Annotated in this window: 2 protein-coding genes and 3 pseudogenes; 4 read left to right on the top strand and 1 reads right to left on the bottom strand. The window is 58.5% G+C overall.

What is annotated here, in order from left to right; all coding sequences use genetic code 11:
* From EOA79_RS30875 to EOA79_RS33955, 4 genes and pseudogenes are all read left to right on the top strand, one after another.
* Positions 1 to 722 (top strand): annotated as a pseudogene (locus tag EOA79_RS30875) (3-oxoacyl-[acyl-carrier-protein] synthase III C-terminal domain-containing protein); the annotation flags it as partial.
* Positions 723 to 777: 55 nt separating this feature from the next.
* Entirely contained in the window at positions 778 to 1,230 is a 453-nt protein-coding gene (gene panD / locus EOA79_RS30870) for an aspartate 1-decarboxylase (RefSeq protein ID WP_128161187.1), read from the top strand.
* A 402-nt stretch (positions 1,231 to 1,632) separates the two neighbouring features.
* Entirely contained in the window at positions 1,633 to 2,325 is a 693-nt protein-coding gene (locus tag EOA79_RS30865) for a GntR family transcriptional regulator (RefSeq protein ID WP_128161325.1), read from the top strand.
* Positions 2,326 to 2,604: 279 nt separating this feature from the next.
* Positions 2,605 to 2,749: pseudogene (locus EOA79_RS33955) on the top strand (IS5/IS1182 family transposase); the annotation flags it as partial.
* 296 nt (positions 2,750 to 3,045) lie between these two features.
* Here the strand turns inward: EOA79_RS33955 and EOA79_RS30855 are convergent.
* Positions 3,046 to 3,420: pseudogene (locus EOA79_RS30855) on the bottom strand (FAD-binding oxidoreductase); the annotation flags it as partial.

Genomic DNA, 3,420 nt, shown 5'->3' with positions numbered 1-3,420 from the left:
GTTGCCACCCAGCGCGCCGCTGGTCGCACACCGGCTGGGACTGAGCCGGGCCGGCGCGATCGACCTGACCGGCGCCTGCGCCGGCTTCATCTATGCACTGATGTTCGCCGACGGGTTCACCCGCCTGCGCGGCAAAGCGAGCCTAGTCATTGCCGCCAACATCCTCAGCCGGCGCATCAATCCCGCCGAGCGCGCCAGCGCCGTGCTGTTTGCCGATGCCGCCGGCGCCGTGGTGATCGGTCCCTGCGAGGACCCGGATCGGGGCATTCTCGGTGCTTCGGCGGATTCCGACGGCTCACGATACGGGCTGATCCAGATTCCCGGCAGGCGGCAGCAACAAGCCGTTCCATGGCGACCTCGATATCGAGCAAACCCGAATGACAATCACAGATGGCCGCGACGTGTTCAGCAAGGCCGTGGACATGATGACCGCCTGCTCGAAAAATGTGCTTGCCGCTGCCCGAATGCGGCCACAAGACATCGATCGGTTCGTGCCGCACCAGGCCAATGCCGGCATTTTTGACGCGGTCGGACGAAACCTCGGCATAGCCGATCAAGCGATCATCAAGACAATCGCGGACTACGGCAATTCTTCCGCCGCGACGATCCCGCTTTCCCTGTCTCTGGCTCATCAGACGGAGCCGTTTCGGCGGGGCGAAAAGATTCTTTTGGCGGCAGCGGGCGCCGGTCTCAGCGGAGGCGCGCCCGTCGTCGCAATTTAGTAGGCTGCAAACGCCCACGGGACATCAACATTGCTGTTTGAAATGGATGGAATCAATGCGAAAAATAGTCGCCGGCAAGCTGCACGGCATCCACGTCACCGAAGCAAACCTCGACTACCATGGCTCGATAACGCTGGACCCTGACCACTGCGAGGCAGCCGGCATCCTGCCGATGGAATTCGTGGAGATATGGAACAAGAATTCCGGCGCGCGGATTTCGACCTATGTCATTTTCGGCGAGCGAGGCTCACGATGCTGCATCCTCAATGGTGCTGCGGCCCGCACCTGCCAGCCCGACGACCAGATCATTGCCTGCAACTCCATCTACGTGGACGAAGCGCATATCACCTCGCTGAAGCCGCGGATCGTCACCTTCGACCAGGACAACCACATACTCGATCGCCTGAGCTACTCGGTCGATCTCGATGCACAGGGCCGATACAGTTTCTCCATTCTTGATGAGTCGAATGCAGCTTTGGCCATCCCTGCGCTGGTCTCCGGGGCGTGACCCGGTTATCTACACTCACGTGAGTTTCCCCGCCCGGTCCTTTTCTGAAGGTGGCTCCGGAAGGCGGCTACTCGCACATGCCGACAAGGCGTCGATGTTCGGAAGCTTTGCTGCGTCACGCTCCCAGTCACCAACAACTCATTCGCCGCCCGAAACATGACTTAAGATCTATCCGTGCAACGAGGTCCTCTCATTCACTCGCCATCGCCCGGCGCCACGAATCAGGAGCGGTCGAAATGTCAACAACCGCGATTGTGCCATCTTACTCTTGGATGCGAACAAGTTGGCCGCGTCCGAGAACAATTGTGATCACAAACCATCGAATTTGACATGGTATTCATTCTCGAGTCAGGTTCTCTATACTAAATCAGTTGCGTCTCGAAGCGGAAGGCGAGAATGAGCTTGAAAATGCCCGCACTGCCTGCTTTTCCCCGGTCGGAAGGCATGACAACGCATGACTATGCCTTTGAGCGGCTTAGACAGGCCATTATGGTAGGCGCATTTCCGCCGGGAACTTCGTTCACTATCCGCGGGCTCGCCGAGGCGTTGGAGAGCAGTTCGACGCCGGTGCGCGAGGCGCTACGGCGACTTACCTCGATCGGCGCACTACAGTTATTGGAAAATCGCCGCATTGTTGTGCCGAAAATGACGCCAACCCGCTTCGAAGAGTTGATCTCGCTCCGAATCGTACTTGAATCCCATGCTGCGCGCCGCGCGGTAGCCTATCTTTCCGATCGCCAGATCGATGTGATAGTCGCGATTGATGACGCGATCGAAGTGGCGATTCTAGCCGGCGAAAAGGCTGAGGCGTTGATCGCCAACCAGGAATTCCATCGAAAAATCTACATGGCAAATCCCGACCAGGTGGCTATGCCGCTGATTGAAAGCGTTTGGCTGCAACTCGGTCCGATCCTTGGTATCGCAATGGATCACGTCACACAACTCTATGTCATTGATCGCCATCGCGAAGCCATCGAGGCTCTGCGACAGCGTGACGAGGATGCCGTTGCCGAGGCGATCGGAGCCGACATTTGCGAGGGCATCGGCGGCTTCGATAAACAGGCAATCGGCAAGCTCCTAGCGCTTGCGGGCTAGTAGCCTTCTGTAATGGGCCCTTACTCGTCAAGTCCCTTCGAGTGATCATCACGCCGCTGGGATGATGCTTCTGTCCGTGGTCAGCACCAAGACTGCCACATCATGCCATCAGATCCTTGAGCCGGCAGGTCAATCTAGGACGCGTGATTTGCCGAAGCTTTCACAGCACTACTCCGGACTTTGCGAAGCCCTCGTCCCAGCGACGGATCTCGAACAAGCAGCGCCTATGGCGGCCTACCTCGCCGCCTTGTTCCTCCTTTACGCGGTGATGGTGTCCGGCACCTCTATGTCCGGCGTCGCCTCGTCGAATGGTGCTTATCCAAAGCTCAAGCAGTTCTGCCGGGTCGCAACCCGCTTCGAGAAACCGCCCGTAAATTACCGCCCCGTCGCCACTGTTGCGGCAATCGTCCTATGGCTGCGCTAAGCGTTCACACACAGCTTAGCGGACACGTCTCAAGCTTTACCATAAGTCAGTCGCCCGCATTCCGGCTACGCCCCGAACGCGGGACTCAATGAGCGGTCGCGACAATATAATTTCCGATAGGCCTAATGCGGCTCTCCACCTGTGGCTCAATGGCATCGACGGGCGTTTCGGTCGCCGGATTGACCATAAAAAATCGTTCTGCGTGGCTAGTACTACCCATTCCCCGTTATGGAGAATTTTCTCTTGTCGAGCAATTTGCTCTCTTCCGTTGGCTTGTCACCTGCAAAGAGGTGCCGCTACCATCCGACCGCATCTCTCAACATGTACCACCACGAGCCCAGCGTCGAATATTGCGCCCGGAACATGCGCCCGCCGGGGAACGGATACCAGAGCAGCTTCTCGAAGGCATCGTAGCACGTCGTATCGCCGTCAATCGCCTCGGCGAGAGTGCGCCCGAAGAGATGCGAGCCGGTCACGCCGTGACCGCTATAGCCGTGGGCGAAATAGGTATGGTGCCGATCCGGCCCATCTGCGGCACACGGGTGAAGGAAAGCGCGAAGTTTCCGCTCCAGGCATAATCGATCTTCACGCCCTTGAGACGTGGGAACACCTTCGCGAGATTGGGCTTGAGTTTCGCGACGACGTCGGCCGGGTCGGTACCTCCATAGACG

The organism is Mesorhizobium sp. M1A.F.Ca.IN.020.03.2.1 (assembly GCF_004023205.1).
In the GTDB taxonomy this organism is placed as follows: Bacteria; Pseudomonadota; Alphaproteobacteria; order Rhizobiales; family Rhizobiaceae; genus Mesorhizobium.
This window is presented reverse-complemented; position numbering and strand designations above follow the sequence as displayed.

Bases quoted from the DNA above. Each gene is read 5' to 3' on its own strand.
- panD (WP_128161187.1), top strand. From the start codon at position 778: ATGCGAAAAATAGTCGCCGGCAAGCTGCACGGCATCCACGTCACCGAA.